Origin of the sequence: Vibrio sp. M260112, assembly GCF_036533775.1 — a bacterium.
Taxonomy (GTDB): Bacteria; Pseudomonadota; Gammaproteobacteria; order Enterobacterales; family Vibrionaceae; genus Vibrio.
The window spans coordinates 1-20,014 of the sequence record NZ_JATABH010000020.1 but is presented as its reverse complement, the minus strand read 5'-3'; the positions used below and the strand labels follow the sequence as shown (position 1 = coordinate 20,014).

The following is a 20,014-nucleotide window of genomic DNA, read 5'->3' as shown; positions in this document are numbered from 1 at the left end:
TATTAAGGGAAGAACATGTGCCGCTGGTTAGCGTATCAGGGAGAGCCGATCTATTTAGATGAGTTGGTTTATCAGCCGGAACACTCATTGGTCCATCAAAGCTTAGAAGCGAGAAAAGCAGTGACTCGTGTCAACGCTGATGGTTTTGGACTGGGTTGGTATACCGAGCGGAAAACGCCGGGCCAGTTCCATGAAGTTTTACCAGCATGGGGAGATGAGAATCTTCGCTCTTTGGCTCACCATATCCGTTCACATCGCTTTATGGCACATGTACGCTCGTCCACCGGAACGCAAGTTTCGCGCTCTAATTGCCATCCATTCATCTATGAGAACTGGATGTTTCTTCATAATGGTCAGATAGGTGGTTTTGATCAGGTTAAGTACCCATTGCAGCAATTGCTCAGCGAGCCACTATTTTTGAAACGTATGGGGACAACTGACAGCGAGTTGATTTTCCTGTTAATGTTGCAAAATGGTTTGGTAGACAACCCGATTGAAGCGATAAGAAAAACGTTGGAAACGATTCGTATCGAGATGGAAAAGAAACAGATTGGCGATCCGCTAAAAGCGTCGATCTGTATTTCTGATGGTCAACACTTCTGGGTAGTGCGTTATAGCTCTAACCAAGATGCGCCGACCGTGTTTATCAAACAAGATGGCGCCAACATCGTATTGGCTTCTGAGCCTTTAGAGCAAAGCAGTGAGTGGAAATCGGTTACACCACAAAGTATTCTCCAAATCCACTCTGACGTTGTCGAAAGTTTTCTTATCTAACGTTGCTCTGTCTTAGCGTTCGCCATCTTTTCCAAGGTAGGTTTAGTATGGCGAACACAGAGACTGCATAAAGCATCGACCAACCAAGGCAGACAAATACTGCGCTACACAGTACTAGTGAGAGACCCGCAAGCTTGCGGCTATAACCGGTCAGTAGCTTATAGGCTGACAGCATCGCGAGCAGGTAGATAAGTACAAAGATTCCGTTCGCGAGCTTAAGGAAAAACTCCAAGTCTAAGCCAGACATTTCACCGAACAGACATGACACCAAAACCACTGCGCCGACGGCTAGGGTGGCGTTGGCGGGTACACCTCGAATGGATAAACGAGCGATTGCGCTTTGAGGTGTGTACTCTCTTGCTTGTGCCCACAACATACGTGACAGGCTCTGAGTGTATAGGTTGACACTGGCAAAACAGGCAGCAAAACCAATCACACTGATGAGTGTTTTGAATTGAACCCCAAACAACTGCTCTGATATCCAGGGAATAGAGGTACTGTCGAACGCGGGGTTACCGAACGCGCCCATTTTGAGAATGATGATTGAACAGATCCAATAAGTAGCCCCCGCGACAAAACAGCCAATGATGATAGCGATTGGAAAGTCGCGTTGTGGATTCTTAAACTCTTCACCCATATGGGCAAAGGCTTCAATACCAACAAAGCACCAAAACATCACGCCAAGAGCCAATCCAATCGGCAGTAAGCCTTCAGTGGTGAGAGGAGGTAAGGTGAGGTCTTGGACAGTAAAGCCGCCTTTCCACCAAAATGCCGTAATCAAAGAAAAAATGGCGATGGCAATGACGGTCTGTAGGCGGCCTGATGATTTCGCACCTGCCAGATTGACGCCAACCAACAGTGCAACGGTTACTATTTGCGCTGTTAACGAGGACCCGAGGCCGTCGGGTAGTAGTTGTTGCAGGAAACCCGCGGCTAAAGCGATCGCGGCAGGCACCCCTACCGGTATGACGCTTAAAAACAGCCAAGCGACGCTTTTTTCAAGTTTGGTATTGAATGCTTTGCGAACAAAATAGGCGGTGCCGCCAGCGTTGGGAAAGTGTTTACCCAGTTGAGCAAAGGTTAAAGCGATAGGGCAGATGGCAATAAACAGCACCAGCCATGCCCATAACGACAACTGACCAGCGATGCCTGCAGCGATGGCTGGCACCATAAATAATCCCGTGCCTAGCAAGGTCGTTGATAGCTGTCCGATCCCTGACAGCAATGTAATCTCTTGTTTTAATTGGCTCATGTTTTTCTTGCATCCCTGCATATTTTTTCACATAGATTAGCTGAAGCGGCTTATCTATGCATTAGTCATTTCGTCGCAGTTTGCCGTCATATTGTCGGTTTGCTAACTAAGCGCTGTCAATTTGTCTGCTTTCATCTGGCGACTTTTTATGTCACATTGCACTCAACCGACAGGATAAGTTGGAGCACATGGGAAGTAACTTAATGGACAAGTTTGATCAGCAGATTCTTAATATCTTAAAACTCAATGCCCGAGAGAGCGTAAGCGATATTGCACGCCAGGTAAATCTTTCGCGCTCAGCAGTGACCGCACGCATTCAAAAACTAGAATCTGAGAAGGTTATTCTTGGTTATCACGCATCGGTGGCAAAAAAGGAGAGCACCGAATTCATTAAGGCTTATCTAGCGTTGAAATTTGATATGTCGAGTTCGACTCAATATTGCGAGACCTACGCCGATCAAATCTATCAAATTGATGGGGTCAAATGGTGCCATGCAATTAGTGGAGAAACCGATATGATGCTTTATGTTGAAGTTGAAACGATGACGCAATTGAATGCGATTCGAGACCGATTGCAAAAAATCCCAGAGCTTCGTCATTTGATGACCCACACCGTGCTAACCGAATTTTTTAACACCTTACACCATGCTAAGTAACTTAAATCTCAATCTGTTGCGTTCGCTGCATGTTTTACTTGAAGAGTGTCACGTCAGCAGAGCAGCACAGCGACTGCATATTACACAATCTGCTGTGAGCCGACAGCTATCGCAACTGCGTGATGTATGCGGTGATCCGTTACTGGTTCGTGATGGTAACCAGCTTGTGCCGACACCAAGAGCCCTTGAAATGCAGGACAAGCTACGTAGCTTGCTTGGAGAGTTTGATGCTCTTCTGGCCGATAAGCCGTTTGATCCTAAGGTATGGCAGCAAGAGTTTGTGTTGTCATCCAGTGATTATGTTGCCCAGTATATTTTACCGGACGTGGTGTCTTTGACTACCGCTCAGGCGCCTAAGGTCAATATTGCTTACCGCTTATGGCAGCCTGAGTATTTGGCACAGTTTGACCAGACAGGGATTCATTTAGCGTCAACGATGCTGTCACATAAGCCCGAACATTTAAGCAGTATCAAAATTGGTCATGATAAATCGATGTGTGTGATGCGCAAAGAGCATCCGCTTGCTCGTCTTGAAAGCATCACTTGCCAAGAGCTGGTCGCCTATCCTCACCTCAAGGTGACAGGAGGGGGTGACAAGGATAGTCATGCTGACTTGGCTCTGGCTGAGCTAGGTTATCAACGGCGGATTGCTTTGAAAGTGCCATTTTTCTCTGCTGCCGCGAATGCACTGAAAAGCAGTGATTACCTGATGATAGTGCCTGAACACATTGCTTTTCATCTGGCTAGGGAGTCAGATTTGACCTATCGTCCTCTGCCTTTTGAGACCAGTGAGCATCTTTATTGGTTAATGTGGCATCCCAAGTATGATCAGGATAAGGCTCACCAGTGGATGCGCAGCAATCTCCTTGATGCAATGCAGACATCTCCTTACTCAATAGGTATGATTTGAAATCATTATGGCCATGACAACATTTGATTTCAGATCATTATCAGTATGATTTAATTTGGATAGCCAGTTAGCAATGTCGAGATCGCTCGACTCCAACAAGGATAATATCAATGACGTTCACGATTTGGCTTTCACTTTTCACCATTTGTATTCTCGGGGCTATGTCTCCGGGGCCGAGTTTAGCGATGGTTGCCAAACATAGCCTCGCTGGTGGCAGAGTCAACGGTTTAGCGACAGCGTGGGCACATGCCTTTGGTATTGGCATCTATGCCTTTATCACCCTCATTGGCTTAGCCGTCGTGCTACAGCAATCTCCCTTGCTTTTTAAAACAATCAGTTACGCTGGCGCAGCCTACTTAGCTTATTTGGGTTACAACGCACTGCGTTCGAAAGGGGGAGTGGCCGCTCGACTTGAATCAGGAGAACAAACTAGCGTGTGGCAATCGGCAAAAGAAGGTTTTTTGATCTCTCTGCTAAGCCCTAAAATTGCCCTGTTTTTTATTGCATTATTTAGCCAGTTTGTTGCGGTAGGGGATACGTATACCGCCAAAAGTCTTATTGTCATGACGCCGCTGATTGTTGACGGCTTATGGTATACCCTAATTACCTTTTTACTCTCCAGTCCTAAGCTGATTGATAAAATTCGTTCCAAAGCGATGTTGATCGACCGCTTGTCTGGTGCAGTGTTAATTTTACTTGCGTTGCGCGTTGTCATGACCGTTTAGGACAGACAATTGCGCTTCACTAAGGAGATCTTGTAATGATAAAGCTAGCGGTCATAGGAACAAACTGGATCACGGATCAGTTTATCGAAGCAGCTTTGATGACCCAGGAATATCAGCTGACAGCGGTTTATTCGCGTTCGATGGAGCAGGCAAGCCGTTTTGCACAAAAATATGGCTCTCCAAAACTGTTCGATGATCTAGAGCAGCTTGGCGCTTCTTCGCTAGTCGATGTGGTCTATATCGCCAGTCCCAACTCGTTGCATGGCCCACAGGCTATTCAGATGATGCGAGCAGGAAAACATGTCATTGTTGAAAAGCCAATGGCATCCAATTACGCGCTAGCTAAGAAGATGTTTGAGGTAGCAGAGCAAAATAATGTGCTGTTATTTGAAGCGTTTATGTCGGCTCATTTGCCTAACTTTAAAAAGCTAAAGCAGTTGTTACCGTCGATTGGTCAGATACGCAAAGGAATGATTAGCTACTGTCAGTACTCATCCCGTTATCCCAAGTATCTAGCTGGTGAAAATCCTAACACCTTTAATCCTCAGTTTGCCAATGGCTCAATCATGGACATTGGTTTTTACTGTCTGAGCTCGGCAATTGAGTTATTTGGCGAACCGACGATGGTTAAGGCACAAGCGCAACTGCTTGATTCAGGTGTCGATGGTAGTGGGAGTGTCATTCTTAATTACGAGGGCTTTGAAGTCGTACTCCTGCACTCAAAGACCAGTGACTCTTACTTGCCTAGTGAGATTCAGGGGGAAGAAGGGGTGTTGCAGATGGAAATGATTTCCACTGCTAGCAAGCTGATGAAAATCCTACGCAGTGATAAGTGTCGGGTTGATGAAAGCGTCGATCAGGTCAGTAACCCAATGTATTACGAAGCACTTGAATTTGCAGACCAATTTAAGCAACAATCAGCCAATAAACAATGCACTCAACGTTCACTCGTTGTCGCTAAGTTACTTGAAGAAATTCGTCGTCAAACAGGGGTAGTATTCCCGACAGATGACGCCATTTCTCCTAAACAATAGAGAAGAGATACATGCAAGCTGAAGTAAAGTGGGTAGAAGAGTTTAAATTTCTGGGTCAATCTCAGTCGGGTCACTCAATCGTTATGGACGGTAACGGCGGAGCTACGGCACCAAGCCCAATGGAAATGGTGTTGATGGCAGCGGGCGGTTGTAGTTCCGTTGACGTGGTTGATGGTCTTAAAGAAGCGGGTCAGGCAGTGACAGCATGTACAGCAAAACTGACCACAGAACGTCGTGAAACCGCGCCGCGTATTTTTACTCAGGTCAATATCCACTTTGAGGTGTCAGGTGACAACTTATCGCCTGAAGTCGTGGCGAAAGTGGCAGCGGATTCGCTAGAAAAGTATTGTTCAGTGTGCTTAATGCTTGGAAAAGGTGTCGAGATGACACACAGCTGGGCAATCGTCTAACTCCCTTTCACTTGATAGCGCCGAGCGTTCAGCTCGGTTTTTTTTTTGAGCAAATTGCGATGAACAATACTAATCATAAATTCACCATTGCAGGAATGATCGCTATTCTTCTGTGGAGCAGTGTTATGGGCTTGGCAAGGGCCGTCACTGAAATGCTCGGGCCGGTTGGCGGAGCGGCATCAATTTATACAGTAGCGTCACTGTTTTTGGTGCTGGTGATGGGGGCACCTAAACTGCGTCAATACTCTTTGCGCTACGTTCTGATTGGTGGTGGCTTGTTCGTTGCGTATGAAATTTGTCTGGCGCTGGCTCTGGCAATGGCAAACTCGCGACAACAAGCGATTGAGATGCTCGTGATCAACTACCTCTGGCCTGCGCTAACGGTGTTGCTTGCGGTGTTGGGCAGTGGCAAGAAAACCAACCTATTGGTTTATCCGAGTATTGCGTTGGCTTTCTTTGGTGTTGCTTGGAGCATCACTGGTGATCAGGGGCTGTCTCTCGCGCAGATAGCCGCGAATGTGGCGACCAATCCCACGACTTATGCCATGGCCTTTATTGGTGCATTTCTTTGGGCGATCTACTGCAATCTGACGAAACGAATCTCCAATGGTCAGAATGCGATAACGCTATTTTTTATCATGACGGCGGTTTCTTTGTGGATTAAGTACGCCTTCAGTGATGAAACTGGCATGACTCTGACTCTTGAATCCGGTGGGCTTCTATTGGTGTCGGGTATCGCAATGGGCAGTGGATACGCGCTTTGGAACTACGCGATTATAGGCGGTAACATGGTGCTGTTAGCGACTATGTCCTACTTTACTCCCGTGCTATCGACGGTGATCTCTTCGTTTATTTTGGGGTTGGTGTTGACTCAAAGTTTTATTCAAGGGGTGGTAATGGTGACTATTGGCTCTTTGATGTGCTGGTGGGTGACTCGCGAAAAATTACCATCAGCTACCAAGTAATGTCTATTGGCGTCCCCACTTCAACTAATTGAAGCAACTGATCCATTTCCTGATTACTGATAGCGATACATCCATCCGTCCAGTCAAAGCTTTGCACAAAGTTGACTGGGCGAGTCTCACCATTTTTTAGACCGTGGATTTTTATGTTGCCACCTGGGTTTAAGTTACGCTTTTCTGCGTAGGCTAAATCTTGTTGGTTAGGGTAACTGATATGAATAGAGCGATAAAAATCTGAGTCCTCAAGAACAAAATCTAAAAAATAACGTCCTTCAGGTGTGCGTTGGTCACCTTCATAGACTTTATGACCTTTTGGTCTCTTACCAAGCGCAATTCGAAACTCTTTGATCACCTCGTTGTTTTCAATCAAATACATTCGACGCTTTGATTTATCGACTTTAATGAGATCTACGCTCGCCCAAGTAGGCAAGCAAAACACTAAACCAACAACGAACAACCACTTAGCCAAAACCACATTCCCTTGCTAACTATACTTTTATCAGTCTAATCGATCTTTTTACTAATAAGGAGTGATTTCATCACTTGGTATTAAACTGAAAGTTCATCATTAACTGAGTTAAAGTGAACAGGGCAGCCACATATGGGCTGCCCTGGTTTTTATTAAGCGGCTTACAGAGAGGCGAGCTGAGAGGTTTTGTTGCTGCGACTCGTTTTCGATTTGCGAGCCTTTTTAAGCAAACTGAGCAGTTCAGTTGCTTGCCATGACTGTTCGGATTGAGAGTAACTGCTCTGGTTCATCATCGAACGTTGTTGCTCAATTTGTTGGCGAATCTCGGCGTTTATTTGAGGGTGTTCTTCTAGCCAGCAATTGAGCAGGAAGTTAGCCTGTAATCTGTCGTCAGCCGCCAAGGCGCCCTTGAGTTTATCTTCTGTCGGACTGGCAACAGATTCGGTGTTGTTAGGTATGTCTGCGTGGCGTGCTCTGTTCCACAATACTAAGGTAGCCAGCCAGAGTAGGGCAAATAGCGCCGTCAAATAGGGCCAGATTCCAGCTTGATAAATGGTGACGGTTTTTGATTGTGGCGACGACACTGTCGGTGCTGAAATGGGCTCGTTGTTGACTTGGTCAGCGGGATTCACGAAAAGCTGTAAACCGTCTAAACTGGCTTTTGCCTGATGATGATTGCTGCTATCCCACCAATTCAATTCAATCTGACTCAGTTCGATTTGACCTTGTTGCTGAGCAATAAGGACTTGTTTTAAAGTCATGCGCGTTTTTCCATCCCCGAGATCGCTAAACTGAGGTTTCTCTTGATAGACTCGTACTGAATCTGGGTAGTTTACTTTGAGGTCGGGAAACTGCTCGCTAGATAAACCTTCTATGTCTAGGTAAATCTCTCGGGTGAGCGACTCTCCGACCGAGGTCGTAAATGGCTGAGAAGGATCGATGTTCTGACCATTGGAATCACGCCATTGTTGGGATAAGGTCAGCGCTGCCGCTGGTAGCCATTGTCCCTGATACTCACTCGGAATGGGCTGTACTATGATTTGAAATTCTTCGGCTGGCGTGTTTGCTGACACCAGTTTGGTCGTGCCAGTCCGATTGTCGCCAAAGACGACACTGCCAGTGAAGCCGATGCCCGACACCGTGAATTGCCCAGATTGTTGTGCTGTCACTCGATAGTTTTGATCGACGACAGTGACTTCAACACCATCAACGACAGCTTGATACTGATTGGGTTCTCCCATCGGCTCTAGAACAATGCCTTGTGATCTTGGCGCAATGATATTGGGATTTTGTAGTCGTCTTGGGTCGGCTTTGACAATTAATCGGGTGGTCAACTGAGTGCTTTCTTTTGGGTAAAGTGTTGTTTTACTTAGGCTACTGTGCAGTTCAACCAAATCACGGACTTGAGGTTGATCATTGTCAACGGATACCTGAATCGTGATCGGCTGAGATGTGGCGCCGTCAACGGTAAAGCTAGGGATGGTCGCGATACCGAGGCGTTGTGCAGCAAGCGATATGTTCCATTCACTGCTGTTGGAACGTTTTCCGTTGATGAAGTTCATGGAACTGCCAAAGCTGGGTCTGCCGACATAAAAGTCTTTTTCAAGTCCAGACAAATCCAACGCATCAGATGAGACTTTTGAGTCAACCACCACTCGTAACTGAAACACTTGGTTTTTCACTACTTTGTTGGTACTTACTGTGGCAGTGATGTTGGTTGCTAGCGCTAGCGGGCTCATTAGTGTGAGCACGGCGACCAATAAGCCGACAATAGGTCGTTTGATGATTCTCTTCATTACCATTTCTTACCTGTATCTTGAGGCGGTTTCTTTTGCTGAGCTTGGAGCAAGATTTGAGCTCGGAGAAGTCGGCTTGGGTCACGCGCACTTTCTACCTGCTGAAGCTTCCTTAGCTCAGGCTCAATCGCCTGTTGATTGTCTTGGGTTGTTGCCTCACCGATTTGCTCTTGGGACAAATCCTCCGGCTTCTGCTGAACGTTTGCTTTTTGATTTTGTTGCGCAAGTTGTGTCTGCTCTGAACTCTGTTGAGTCGAATCAGATGGGCTTTGCTGATCGTTTTGTTGACCGGACTGCTCTTGTTCGCTTGACGGCTGGGAAGCACTTTGCTGAGAGTCTGACGATGGTTGATCGCCTTTATTCTCTTGCTGATTTTGTGAAGATGAGGCGGATTGAGAGCCATTTTGTTGTTGACTCTCTTGCTGAGACGACTCACCTTGCTGTTGCTGTTGCTGTTGCTGTTGCTGTTGCTGTTGCTGTTGCTGTTGCTGTGCTTTACGTACTATGTCGAGATTCTGTTTAGCATCTTTGTGATCAGGTTGTTCTGTTAAGATCTGTTCATATATCTCGGCGGCTTGGTCGAGTTGACCATTCTGTGCATAGGCATTGGCGAGGTTGTATCTTTGCTCTAGTTCTTGAGCACCTTGCAAGGAGTTAATGGCAGCCGAAAAATCACCAGCCTGATATTGGGCAATGCCTTTCCATTGACTATCTTCAAATAGTTCGGCAGCCTCCGCATACTCTTGTTTGTTATACATCTCCATCGCTCTTTGATTGTCATTGAGCCAAGGGCTGGCAAGCGCTGGCTTAGGCGACAAAGCTGGCAACAGTATCAGTGTAGCGGCGAAAAACACACCACGTCTAAATACGAGCAGCGCAGGAATAACAAGGAGAGGCAGCAGCCAATAGCCTTGATTGATTTGTTCTGAAATCGTTTGATTGGCTAACGATGTGCCGGTGCCATCGACACGGGAAGTCGCCAGAATAATACTCTCTACGTCACTGTTTGTCACCTGAACGGGTACAAAGTAGCCGTCCAACTGAGAAGCTAGCGCTCGCATATTGTCGAAGTTGGCTTTTGCTACTACAGTTTGTCCGCTGCTACCGGTCATGAGAGAACCATCAGAAAGCTTGATAGGTGCGCCCGAACGAGTACCGACCCCAAAAATAACGAGTCGCCATGGCGTATTGGCTAACTGTTTGGAGATTTCTCGTTGCTCTACATCATCGATATCATCTGTTATCAGTATGATGTCACCGGAGGCCAAGCCAGTATTGGTCATCATTTCGATCGCGAGCTTTATTCCTGCAGCGGCATCAGCGCCTGGATATGGCATCAGGTCAGGGGAAAGATTTGGCAGTAGATTGGCGATGGTTTTACTGTCACTAGTCATGGGACTGACCTGATAGGCATCGCCAGCGTATGCGACGAGTCCTGTACTGCCTTCTTTCCAACTAGACAGAAGGTCTGTCGCTTTGAAGCGCGCCTGAGTTAAACGGTTTGGTTTGATGTCGGTGGCATACATCGACATCGACATGTCCATCACAAGGACACGGGCACTACTGTTTGTATAACTAGGACGGGGTTGTTTGGACATGCTAGGCCCAGAAAGAGCAACAATCACCACGATTCCACAAAGGGCTGTGATATAGAGTCTTACGGTTTTTTTAGCCGGGGCAGATACTCCCATTGCTGCGGCAAGGTGAGGAGCAATAAGTGTTTGTGTACGAGTTCTTTTGACTAGCCAAAAGATCACCATCGCCCATGGCATAAGTGCCAACAACACCCATGGATAGAGAACGACAAACTCAGACATGATCTCTCCTTAGTACTAGCAAAAGTGTGAAACTAAGCAGCGCTATCAAGAGTGGTAGCCCAAACCACTCTTTTTGCGGACGCCAAGTTTGCGATGCGTTACTTATCGGCTCTAGGCTATTGATGGTATCGTAAATGGTTGCCAACTCGCTGGCGTTACGTGCGCGAAAATATTGCCCCCCCGTGATTTGCGCAATTTGCTGCAAAGTCTTTTCATCGAGATCTTGGGCGGTATTGACTTTTCGGGTCATAAAAAATTCTTTCACCATCATTTCGCCCGCACCAACACCAATGGTGTAGATAGTTGCTTGATATTTCTTGGCGATCTGTGCGGCTTCAATAGGGTCGAGTACACCTGATGTGTTACTACCATCACTGAGGAGTACCATCACTCGCTGTGGCGCATCGCTATCAATAAAGGTTTTGGTTGCCAAACCGATCCCTTCGCCAATGGCGGTCTTATCACCAATCAGGCGTAGGACTAGTGAATCCACTTGTTGGGATATTGAAGCTCTGTCTAAAGTTAATGGCGTTTGTAGGTAAGCATGATCAGCAAAGAGCACCAATCCCAGCCGATCGCCTTTGCGTTGTTGAGCAAAATCAGAGACCACTTTTTTAACTGCGGTAAGACGGTCGATATACTCGTCTTGATTCTGCATATCTTTTTGACTCATAGAGTAGGAAAGATCGATCAACAGCATCAAATCTCGGTGCTTAGGCTGGCTGGTGACAGGTTCGCCGTACCAAACCGGTCTGGCTAAGGCGATGATGAACGTAAGCCAAAAAAGAGCAGCCAGCAGCTTTGCCACTCTATTTTTGGGAACCTGACCACTGGATGATTTCGGAAGATAGGGCAGGCGAATCGGGGCCGAAGCTTTAATACTCGGCAGCAAAAAATAGATCAACAACGGCAGTGGTACCAGCAACAAGGCCCACCACCAAACGAAGCTGATATTAGTCACGCTTTCTTCTCCTTTTTTTCGGTGGCAGTGCCTGTTCAACCCAGTCACTGCAATGCTGAATGAGTTCAGGTGCATTGTCGATTGGTTGAGAAGTGTAGAGTGCCTGTTGCCACAAATCGTAGTTATCACCAAAATGAGAACCACCCGCTTGGCTGTCTAAAAATGCATACCACTCCTTGCCCGTTAGTTGGGCTATCTCTTCTCGAGGGTAGTAGCATAGTGCAGCTTGTCTGACTAACTCGAACGCCTCAGAAGGTTTTTGGCCTCGAGCCAAAAGGCGTAGTGCTGTTTTCTTGGGGGCTAAGCGTTTTCTGTTCCAGCGAATGAAGAACAAACTGGCTATGAGCAATAAGGCGACACCAGCTATGCTAGCCCACCATCCCCAGGCTAAAGGCAACCACGCTGGTGGTTCTGGGAGGTGCATAGCGTTAAGAGGTAAAAGTGATTGTTGAGTCTCGTTGCTCATTTTTGAAATCCGTGTAGTTGTTGAGTAAGAGCAGCATCGCTAGAGAGCGTAGAAAAACGGATGCCTAACTTCTGTGTTAGTTGCTTGAGATAGTGCTGCTGTTGTTCGAAGGCCTGCCCTATACCTTGGCGGGTCTTAGTTGATGAAAAGTCTAGCCATAATGTATTGCGTTGATCAGACACTTGCTCGCTACCACGAAAAGCGGTTTCGCCGCGTTCGAGTGGGTCGACAATTTGAACTAAGCGTATGCGGTTGTGTTGAGTTAGGCGACTGAGTTGTGGCTCCAACGTTGGTGTAAAGCGAGAGAAATCACTCAGTATGATAATCTCGCTACCTTTTGGACAAAGACGTGCAATCGATCGTAAGCCCTGCTCAAAGCCATAGTCAATCTTGCTATTTTGTTTCAGTTGTTGTTGATGGAGTGTTATCAACGACTGAATAAGCGTTAACGCCCCCTTATTTCTCCCTGTAGGTTTGAGTTCGATAAGACGTTCCCCTGTATCGATTACCGCGCCTATACGATCTTGCTCAGTTACGCTCAGCCAAGCGATTAGGCTTGCCATATGCGCGGCCTGAACCGACTTCAGCAATAGTGTCGAACCGAACATCATACTATGTGATAAATCGATGTAGAGGATGATAGGTTTTTCACGTTCCTCTGAGAATAGTTTTGTGTGTGGTTTGCCAGTGCGAGCGGTCACACGCCAATCGATAGTGCGAATATCATCGCCCGATTGGTATTGTCGAACTTCACTAAAATCCATCCCTCGTCCTAGTTGACGGCTTTGATGCTGACCGAGCATCTGTGACCATAAACTTTTGCCAGGTGGTAACCACTTGATGCACTGTTGCTTGTAGTACATCAGTTCATCTAGTGAGAGATTTACGCCATCGCTGTAGGGAGGTAATTTAGTGTCCATACCTTAACGCCTCAAGCACTGCCAACTAAAGACAACAACTTGCTAATGACCTTGTTTGCTTCGATGCCTTCTGCTTGAGCCTGATAGCTTAGCAGTAAACGGTGACGTAGCACTGGGTAGGCCATGGCTTGAACATCTTGCGGGGACACATAGTCTCGGCCATTGAGCCACGCATAAGCACGTGCACAGCGATCAAGTGCAATGGTGGCTCGTGGGCTGACACCCATTTCTAACCATTGCGCCAAGGTATCATTGTATTTGGAAGGCTCTCTTGTAGCCATAACCAAACGAATGATGTACTGCTCAATGGTTTCTGCCATATGGATATCCAGTACAGCCTGACGCGCAGCAAAAACATCCGCTTGAGATAAAGAGGGGGGCGTAACCCTGTTATTCCCTTTAGCTTCACCACGATTCAGGCGCAAGATAGCCAGTTCGCTTTCTGCGTCAGGATAACTAACGTCTAGGTGAATCAAGAAACGGTCAAGCTGCGCCTCCGGTAGAGGATAAGTGCCTTCTTGCTCGATCGGGTTCTGTGTTGCCATCACGAGAAACAATTCTGGCAATGGGTAGGTTTTACGACCTGCCGTTATCTGTTTTTCTGCCATCGCTTCGAGCATCGCAGCTTGCACTTTGGCAGGAGCGCGGTTGATTTCATCAGCGAGGATCAATGAGTTGAAAATAGGTCCGGCTTGGAAGCAGAATTCGCCAGTTTCCGGCCTAAAAATATCAGTACCCGTGAGATCTGCGGGTAATAGATCCGGAGTAAACTGGATACGATGAAAATCGCCTTCAATGCAGTCGGCAAGGGACTTTACCGCTCGAGTTTTGGCAAGCCCAGGAGGCCCTTCGACAAGAATATGGCCATCTGCGAGCAAGGCGACAAGTAGTTGATTCACGAGTTCGCTCTGGCCAATAATTTGGCTATTCAAATAATCGCGCAGGTGTTGTAGAGCGTGTGCGTTCATGATTTCGCTTCTCCTTATTTTTTCACTTAGTAGCTCGCTAACTGAAAAAGTTCCGTGTGAAATCCATCTCCTCGGTCAAGAGGTGGATATATCAGCAGGCTGTGATAGTAGCATCTCGACAAATGTATGTATTTCAGTTGGTTAAAATATGGGGGTTAAAATCTCAGTTGCAAGTTTTCATTTGTGCAAAGTTAGGTTGAATGGCGAATCTCTCAGCAGGGAAAATTGCATTTCATTCTTATTGATTGATTTATAAAGAAAATTTACTATCGGTCGATATGCTAATCTCATGGGAAGGGTCTAAATTAGGCATGGCACTTTGGTGATAACACCGAAGTTTGCAGACCAAGATATCAACGAATGCAGAATGGCTTTCTGCGTCAGTTAAATCAGCAGCAAGATGGCTGGTTCTTTGGCTTTAAACTACTCTGATGTAGACTGGCATAACAGGGGCTAAGTGGGTAAACTTAGCCCCTGTTGTATTTTAAAAGGTAAGTGAGATCATGAGTGATTTCGAAAAAGAGCTAGAACAGATGGCTCAGGAAATGGGTGATGAACCAGAAGTGGCATTACCGTCGATTGATGAGCAGAAAGCGATTGCACAAGAGTTAAAGAAGCTTGAAGCCGAAGGTAAATTGACCCCAGAAGTCCTAGAGCAGTACTTTGGTAAGTTCTACGCTAAGAATGATAAGCCAGTGCATTAATTTGTATTGATGACTGATTTAGAAGCCGCCGAGTGCGGCTTTTTAACGTTTGGAAACAAAGATGTTTATTGTATATCGTTTAATTAAGCTGGCGTTGATCTCCGCGCTGTTTTTCACTATTTATGATTTGATCGCGTTCGGTGAAATCACCTGGGTTGGACGTCTGTTATCGCATATTTAGCCTGAGTCATAAAATTCAAAAAAATAGACGTGACTACTAGAGAGAACTCTTTGTAAAGTCTAGGCTAAAAGTATCAATTCAATCACTTAGAGATATCTGATGGAACAGAAACTCTACTATTGGCTACAGAAACTTAACTATTGGCTACATAGGCTCTATATGTTGGGGCTTAGAATCGCCGCTAAAGTGTTGCCCATTACGAAACCAACACTATTTATTGGTAAGGATGCCTTGAAGCAGCTTTGTCACACTGTTTCCATCATGGGCATTAGTAAGGTTCTAATCGTGACGGATGCTGGGATCGTCAAACTAGGCTTTGCCAAACGACTCGCTTTTGAATTCGAGCGAGTTGGCGTCAAGTGCGTCATCTTCAGTGACGTCCTCCCTGACCCTACCTATGATCAAGTTGATGCTGGATTAGTGATCTATCGTGAGCAGCAGTGCCAAGGCGTGGTCGCGATTGGTGGAGGCTCACCAATAGATTGTGCAAAGGTTATTGCTGCGTGTGCGACCAATAACAAACCGGTGCGACGTCTGGTTGGATTATTGCGAGTTTGGAAATCGCCAGCTCCAACCTTCGTGATTCCCACCACGTCAGGGACAGGTTCTGAGGTCACCGTTGCGGCGGTTGTGTCTGATCCAGTCACCCATAAGAAAACCCCAGTTGTGGATCCTAAGTTGGTGCCGATTGCGGCAGCGCTTGACCCTTCTTTGATGCTGGCGCTACCTGCCTCTATTACAGCCCAAACAGGCATGGATGCGCTGACTCACGCCATTGAAGCATACATTTCCTGCAACGCTACCGCTGAAACAGATCGCTATGCGCTTGCAGCTATCACTCTTATAGACGAGAATTTAGAAAAAGCGGTGAGATTTGGTCAGAATGCGACCGCACGCCAAAACATGGCATTGGCATCCTACTACGCTGGGCTTGCGTTTACCAAAGCCAGTTTAGGTTATGTTCATGCCATTGCTCATACCCTCGGCGCTAAGTACGGTACGCCACACGGGCTGGCCAACGCGGTGGTTTTACCCCATGTTTTAGAGTTTTCCAAAAACGAAGCGGAATCGAGTCTTGCCGAACTAGCGTCGGCGTTGAACCTTACTAATCCATACACCCCTGATCGAGACAAAGCGCAGGCTTTAATTGAGTATGTAAAGTTGCTACAGCATAAATTGGATCTGCCGACTCATTTTGACAATATTCTTCATGAGCACGTCAATGAACTGGCAAAACAGTCGTTACATGAGGCGAGATGGAACTATCCGGTCCCTAGGTACATGCAGCAAGAAGAGTGTGAGAAAATGCTGCTAGCGATATCAACGGCGAAATAAAAACAGCCCTCAAGTTAAGCTATGAGGGCTGTTGTGACTATAGTTAGACTAACCTGCTATTACTTCACAGTCCACGCGATGGTTTCACCCGCACGGATTGGCACGACAACATCTTTGCCAAAAGGCATAGACTCTGCCACTGTCCACTCTTGTTTGGTTAGAGTGACGGTATCCGTATTACGTGGCACAGCGTAGAAATCTGGGCCGTTATGACTAGCAAACGCTTCTAAATTCTCTAACTTGTCTTCTTGTTCGAATACTTCTGCATAAAGCTCTAGCGCTGCGTGCGCTGTGTATGAACCCGCACAACCGCAAGCCGCTTCCTTCATGCCTTTTGCATGTGGTGCAGAGTCGGTACCAAGGAAGAATTTCTTGCTGCCGCTTGTCGCTGCTTCAATTAGAGCTTGCTGGTGAGTGTTGCGTTTAAGAATCGGTAGGCAGTAGAAGTGAGGCTTAATGCCTCCTACCAACATATGGTTGCGGTTGTAAAGTAGGTGGTGAGCAGTAATCGTCGCCGCGACGTTTTCATTCGCATTTTTCACAAAGTTCGCAGCGTCGGCGGTGGTGATATGCTCAAGAACAATCTTTAGATCAGGGAAGTCATTGACGATAGGTGCCAGTACAGTGTCTAAAAACGCTTTCTCGCGGTCAAAGATATCAACATGGTGGTGAGTGACTTCGCCGTGTACCAGCAGTAACATTCCCACTTCTTGCATCGCTTCTAAAACAGGGTAGATGTTCTTTGCATTCGTCACACCAGAATCGGAGTTAGTTGTGGCACCAGCAGGGTAAAGCTTAGCTGCAACTACTGCACCAGAAGCTTTAGCTTTACGAATCTCATCAGGTGTTGTGTTATCTGTTAGGTAAAGTGCCATTAAAGGCTCGAACTGTTCACTTGGCTTCTCTGCCATGATGCGTTCACGGTAAGCCAGAGCCATATCGGTATCGGTAACAGGTGGGATTGTATTTGGCATGATTAGCGCGCGTCCATTGTAGCGGCTAATGTCTCGCACGGTATCCTTTAGAACTTCGCCGTCACGTAAATGAACATGCCAGTCGTCAGGACGTGTGATCGTAAGTGTTGTCATTTTTGCTCCCACCATTGTAAAAGTTGTCTGATTGGAGCCTAACCGATACGAAAACCTTGAAGGCAAACGCTTACGCTTAGGCGACAGGATGATAGAGCAAAGCGCTTTCTATTTCATCTTCTTTTTTGGTGGAAGCTATTGGTTGGGTAATTACTCGCCTCAACGGTTGTGGTTAGCGGACCGTTAACCATAGTGCGTGAATCGAACCTGGAATGAAAAAGAAAAACGTCAGAATCAGGTTGATGACGAAGTCTTTATTCAAACCTTTATCGAGAAAGACGGCCAAAGGTGGTAGAAAAATACACAGTAGGATCATCACTAGTTTGTTCATAAGTCTGCTTAACTCCAATAAATTGAATACATCGGTTTGTACCTGTTCGGCATTATCTCGTTCCGCGACAAGATGTCTATTCTATTAGCCTAGCAGACGATAATATTCAGAGTGTTCTTACGTGTTTTAGGCGCGGATTTCATTTTTGAGACGCTCAGTGCTTGTTGGTTATTTGTAAAATAAACTCAATTAAATCAAACGGAATTAGGTATAATACCGCAACAATAATTACTGCTTAGGATAAGCAATGTCAGCACCTATTCTTTCACAAATCAATGTCTATCCGGTCAAATCCGTTGGCGGTTTGTCACTCTCAACTTCTTGGGTTGAAAAACAAGGTTTGATGTTCGATCGTCGCTTTATGCTTGCCTTGGCGGATGGTTCGATGGTCACTGCACGCAAGTACCCACAGATGGTTAGAGTCCAAGCGAATCTCTCGCCAGATGGCGTTATCTTTACTGCGAAGGGTTATTCAAACCTACGAATTCGCTATTCAGAATTTAAAATGCAACAAGCGCCAGCACAGGTGTGGAGTGATAACTTCGTCGCTTACACCACCACAGATGCTGCCGATGATTGGTTTAGTGATGTTCTTGGTCAGCGTGTGGAACTGCTTTATTGCGGTGAACAGTCGAATCGTGTGCGTGAAAAATTCGGCTATAACGTGAGTTTTGCAGATGGATACCCTTTGTTGGTGATCAGCGAAGCATCGCTATCCGAGCTCAACCGACGTAGTCCTGAAACTCACTCTATGGATCAGTTTCGTACTAACTTAGTGGTTTCAGGTACTGAGCCTTTTGCTGAAGATGGATGGAAACGTATACGTATTGGTGAAGTCGAGTTTGAAGCTGTGAAGCCGTGTGAGCGTTGTATCCTGACCACGGTTGATGTTGACAAAGGTGAGTTTAGAGCAAGTAAAGAACCACTGAATACCTTGTCACAGTTTCGTGCAAATGAGCGTGGCGGGGTATTTTTCGGCCAGAACCTCGTCGCTCTTAATGAAGGTGTGATTCATCAGGGCGAGAAAGTTGAAGTGCTTGAATACAAAGATAAAGAGTTCTATCCCGACAACAGTCCGAAAACTTTAGTGATGACATGCGTTGAACGAGAAGAGATCGCTAGAGATTTTATCACTTTCTGGTTGGAACCACAGCATGGAGAGTTCCCCGTTTATCAGCCAGGACAACATCTGCCGATTACATTGAGAATTGGTGCGGAGACCATCGCGCGTCGCTACACCTTATCATCTAGCCCTTCAAGACCTGGGCGTCTGGCAATCTCTGTTAAGCGTATTGATGGTGGGCGTGTCTCTAACTGGCTGGTTGACAACTTGGCGCTTGGTGACTCGCTAACTTGCGAAAGACCAGATGGCAGTTTCCATTTGGGTGATAAGTCCAACCAGCCGTTATTGCTGCTATCAGCGGGAAGTGGTGTCACACCTATGTTATCTATGTTGCGCTATTTGGCAGATCATAATCAGTTGGATGATGTGGTGTTTTATCACCAATGCCGCAGTGTAGAGGACATTCCATGTAAGTCGGAGTTGGATGATTTACGTCGTCAACATCCTGGTTTAACGGTGCTCATCTCCCTTTCTCAGGCACCTATCGATTGGTTCGGCTTAAAGGGACGTTTAACCCTAACTCACCTCAAACAGATCAAGGATGCAAAGTCCCGCCAAGTATTTGTTTGTGGCCCTGATGGCTTTATGCAAAAAGCAAGAAACTTGCTGATTAAAAAAGGGCTACCGGAAGAAAACTATCACCAAGAAGCGTTCGGGGTGAGCCAGATTTCTCAGCAGCCAGTTAAAGAACTGATGCTAAGTGTTAATGGGCACGTTTTCAAAGGGGATAATCAGAAAACACTGCTTGAACAAGCGGAAGATGCGGGAGCGTCAATCGCGAATAGTTGTCGTGCTGGTCTGTGTGGTGCATGTAAGGTCACGGTGGAATCAGGAGTTGTTCATCAACCCGACGTGCCCGCGTTGCAAGAGCATGAGCGAAATATGGGGGTAGTGCTTGCATGTTGTAGCGTACCGCAAACAGATGTTGAAGTGGTAAGCTAAGCGTTCGTTCAGTCAGAGATAAAAAGCAGCCGAGAATAGGGTAATGCCAGTCAGTTAAGCTGACTGGCTTTCTTTTTATTGGGGTATTTCTTTGCCTTTGGTTTTATTGCTCTCGGATATATCCGCTCTTCTCGTTTAATGGGCAAGACATGGTGTATCGCCTCCTCTTGCAAGTGAGTAATGCGCTTAG

20 protein-coding genes and 1 pseudogene are annotated in these 20,014 nt (G+C 46.4%); 10 read left to right on the top strand and 11 right to left on the bottom strand.

The features are described 5' to 3' along the window. Positions 1–15: 15 nt before the first annotated feature. Positions 16–774 carry a class II glutamine amidotransferase gene (locus QTN95_RS10690; RefSeq protein WP_269375668.1) on the top strand — a complete coding sequence of 253 codons (759 nt, stop codon included), beginning with the start codon at positions 16–18 and terminating at the stop codon, positions 772–774. On the opposite strand, the gene yjeH is transcribed toward QTN95_RS10690, so the two are convergent. Beyond that, complete coding sequence (gene yjeH / locus QTN95_RS10685) at positions 767–2,026, bottom strand: L-methionine/branched-chain amino acid transporter (protein ID WP_331417469.1); 1,260 nt, start codon at positions 2,024–2,026, stop codon at positions 767–769. The genes QTN95_RS10690 and yjeH overlap by 8 nt on opposite strands. Positions 2,027–2,229: 203 nt before the next feature. On the opposite strand from yjeH, the gene QTN95_RS10680 reads away from it, so the two are divergent. The 6 genes from QTN95_RS10680 (at position 2,230) to yddG (ending at position 6,726) form a co-directional block, all read left to right on the top strand. Further along, positions 2,230–2,682 carry an Lrp/AsnC family transcriptional regulator gene (locus QTN95_RS10680; protein WP_331417468.1) on the top strand — a complete coding sequence of 151 codons (453 nt, stop codon included), beginning with the start codon at positions 2,230–2,232 and terminating at the stop codon, positions 2,680–2,682. Continuing rightward, positions 2,672–3,592: a LysR family transcriptional regulator gene (locus QTN95_RS10675; protein WP_331417467.1), complete on the top strand. Its 921-nt coding sequence runs from the start codon at positions 2,672–2,674 to the stop codon at positions 3,590–3,592. Before QTN95_RS10680 ends, QTN95_RS10675 begins: the two co-directional genes overlap by 11 nt. Before the next feature lie 110 nt (positions 3,593–3,702). Continuing rightward, on the top strand, positions 3,703–4,317 hold the full coding sequence (locus QTN95_RS10670; RefSeq protein ID WP_331417466.1) for a LysE family translocator: 615 nt from the start codon (positions 3,703–3,705) through the stop codon (positions 4,315–4,317). Between the two features lie 35 nt (positions 4,318–4,352). Then, positions 4,353–5,351: a Gfo/Idh/MocA family protein gene (locus QTN95_RS10665; RefSeq protein WP_331417465.1), complete on the top strand. Its 999-nt coding sequence runs from the start codon at positions 4,353–4,355 to the stop codon at positions 5,349–5,351. Between the two features lie 11 nt (positions 5,352–5,362). Further along, entirely contained in the window at positions 5,363–5,761 is a 399-nt protein-coding gene (locus QTN95_RS10660; RefSeq protein WP_138973210.1) for an OsmC family protein, read from the top strand. 59 nt (positions 5,762–5,820) lie between these two features. Then, positions 5,821–6,726 carry an aromatic amino acid DMT transporter YddG gene (yddG, locus tag QTN95_RS10655; RefSeq protein ID WP_331417464.1) on the top strand — a complete coding sequence of 302 codons (906 nt, stop codon included), beginning with the start codon at positions 5,821–5,823 and terminating at the stop codon, positions 6,724–6,726. On the opposite strand, the gene QTN95_RS10650 is transcribed toward yddG, so the two are convergent. From QTN95_RS10650 to QTN95_RS10620, 7 genes are all read right to left on the bottom strand, one after another. Next, positions 6,716–7,192 carry a L,D-transpeptidase family protein gene (locus QTN95_RS10650; protein ID WP_138973212.1) on the bottom strand — a complete coding sequence of 159 codons (477 nt, stop codon included), beginning with the start codon at positions 7,190–7,192 and terminating at the stop codon, positions 6,716–6,718. The two genes, yddG and QTN95_RS10650, sit on opposite strands and share 11 nt — an antisense overlap. A gap of 161 nt (positions 7,193–7,353) precedes the next feature. Further along, the gene (locus QTN95_RS10645; protein ID WP_331417463.1) at positions 7,354–8,988 is read right to left on the bottom strand and encodes a BatD family protein; all 1,635 of its coding nucleotides are present in this window, start codon (positions 8,986–8,988) and stop codon (positions 7,354–7,356) included. Continuing rightward, positions 8,988–10,805: a VWA domain-containing protein gene (locus QTN95_RS10640; RefSeq protein ID WP_331417462.1), complete on the bottom strand. Its 1,818-nt coding sequence runs from the start codon at positions 10,803–10,805 to the stop codon at positions 8,988–8,990. The genes QTN95_RS10645 and QTN95_RS10640 overlap by 1 nt, the downstream gene beginning before the upstream one ends. Next, positions 10,798–11,766: a vWA domain-containing protein gene (locus QTN95_RS10635; protein WP_331417461.1), complete on the bottom strand. Its 969-nt coding sequence runs from the start codon at positions 11,764–11,766 to the stop codon at positions 10,798–10,800. Before QTN95_RS10635 ends, QTN95_RS10640 begins: the two co-directional genes overlap by 8 nt. Continuing rightward, entirely contained in the window at positions 11,759–12,232 is a 474-nt protein-coding gene (locus QTN95_RS10630) for a DUF4381 domain-containing protein (protein WP_331417460.1), read from the bottom strand. The genes QTN95_RS10635 and QTN95_RS10630 overlap by 8 nt, the downstream gene beginning before the upstream one ends. Further along, positions 12,229–13,152, bottom strand: coding sequence for a DUF58 domain-containing protein (locus QTN95_RS10625; protein WP_331417459.1), 924 nt, complete (start codon positions 13,150–13,152; stop codon positions 12,229–12,231). Before QTN95_RS10625 ends, QTN95_RS10630 begins: the two co-directional genes overlap by 4 nt. Before the next feature lie 11 nt (positions 13,153–13,163). Further along, positions 13,164–14,120: an AAA family ATPase gene (locus QTN95_RS10620; RefSeq protein ID WP_331417458.1), complete on the bottom strand. Its 957-nt coding sequence runs from the start codon at positions 14,118–14,120 to the stop codon at positions 13,164–13,166. Between the two features lie 503 nt (positions 14,121–14,623). Between QTN95_RS10620 and QTN95_RS10615 the strand changes: the two genes are divergently transcribed. Next, entirely contained in the window at positions 14,624–14,824 is a 201-nt protein-coding gene (locus tag QTN95_RS10615; protein ID WP_138973218.1) for a restriction endonuclease subunit S, read from the top strand. A 280-nt stretch (positions 14,825–15,104) separates the two neighbouring features. Beyond that, positions 15,105–16,340, top strand: coding sequence for an iron-containing alcohol dehydrogenase (locus QTN95_RS10610; protein ID WP_331417457.1), 1,236 nt, complete (start codon positions 15,105–15,107; stop codon positions 16,338–16,340). A gap of 59 nt (positions 16,341–16,399) precedes the next feature. On the opposite strand, the gene pyrC is transcribed toward QTN95_RS10610, so the two are convergent. Both pyrC and QTN95_RS10600 read right to left on the bottom strand, forming a co-directional pair. Next, on the bottom strand, positions 16,400–17,428 hold the full coding sequence (gene pyrC / locus QTN95_RS10605) for a dihydroorotase (protein WP_331417456.1): 1,029 nt from the start codon (positions 17,426–17,428) through the stop codon (positions 16,400–16,402). 172 nt (positions 17,429–17,600) lie between these two features. Then, on the bottom strand, positions 17,601–17,759 hold the full coding sequence (locus QTN95_RS10600; RefSeq protein ID WP_138973221.1) for a YqaE/Pmp3 family membrane protein: 159 nt from the start codon (positions 17,757–17,759) through the stop codon (positions 17,601–17,603). A gap of 247 nt (positions 17,760–18,006) precedes the next feature. On the opposite strand from QTN95_RS10600, the gene QTN95_RS10595 reads away from it, so the two are divergent. After that, on the top strand, positions 18,007–19,824 hold the full coding sequence (locus QTN95_RS10595; RefSeq protein ID WP_331417455.1) for a hybrid-cluster NAD(P)-dependent oxidoreductase: 1,818 nt from the start codon (positions 18,007–18,009) through the stop codon (positions 19,822–19,824). A gap of 50 nt (positions 19,825–19,874) precedes the next feature. On the opposite strand, the pseudogene QTN95_RS10590 reads toward QTN95_RS10595, so the two are convergent. Next, positions 19,875–20,014, bottom strand: a pseudogene (locus tag QTN95_RS10590) (IS4 family transposase); the annotation flags it as partial.